Origin of the sequence: Actinosynnema sp. NPDC059797 (genome assembly GCF_042732085.1) — a bacterium.
Classification (GTDB): domain Bacteria; phylum Actinomycetota; class Actinomycetes; order Mycobacteriales; family Pseudonocardiaceae; genus Actinosynnema.
On record NZ_JBHWIE010000549.1, the window covers coordinates 3,104 to 3,585 of the forward strand.

The window sequence follows — 482 nt, forward strand, 5'->3', positions numbered from 1 at the left end:
CCCGGGGGGGGGGGGCCCCGTGTGGGGGGGGCCACCCACCCCCTCCGGGGGTGCCGCCCGGGGGGGCGCCCCACTCGCGGCGGCCCACACCCGCCCCCCGTCCCCCACCGAGGAAGTCGACCGCTCCCACCGTGACCGCCATCCCCACCGGGCGCGATCCCGTCGCGCTGCTCCTGATCTGCGACAGCTGCGGCCGAGACTTCGACGCGGGCGGCTCGGGCGAGGAGTGGGTCATGCTGTGGCAACGCGCGGTCGCCGCCGGCTGGGGCGGCCGTGACCGCGCGGTCGGCCCCCACCGGTGCGGCCACTGCGCCGACTAGGTCTCGCGGCCGACCGGCGTCCGGCGTCCGCTGACCGGGCTACCGCGTCACGGACCCGTCCGGTACCCCGAACCGCGGACGGTCAGGATCAGCTTCGGTTCGTCGGGGTCGGGTTCGACCTTGCGGCGCAGCCGGCGGATGTGGACGTCGAGCAGGCGGGTG

General features: G+C 77.8%; 2 protein-coding genes. One reads left to right on the forward strand and one right to left on the reverse strand.

The window, feature by feature from the left end; all coding sequences use genetic code 11:
- Window positions 1-131 precede the first annotated feature (131 nt).
- Window positions 132-320 carry a hypothetical protein gene (locus ACFV4N_RS41440; protein WP_499678170.1) on the forward strand — a complete coding sequence of 63 codons (189 nt, stop codon included), beginning with the start codon at window positions 132-134 and terminating at the stop codon, window positions 318-320.
- Between the two features lie 47 nt (window positions 321-367).
- Here the strand turns inward: ACFV4N_RS41440 and ACFV4N_RS41445 are convergent.
- A partial coding sequence (locus ACFV4N_RS41445) for a winged helix-turn-helix domain-containing protein (RefSeq protein WP_499678171.1) occupies window positions 368-482 on the reverse strand: 115 nt, incomplete at its 5' end.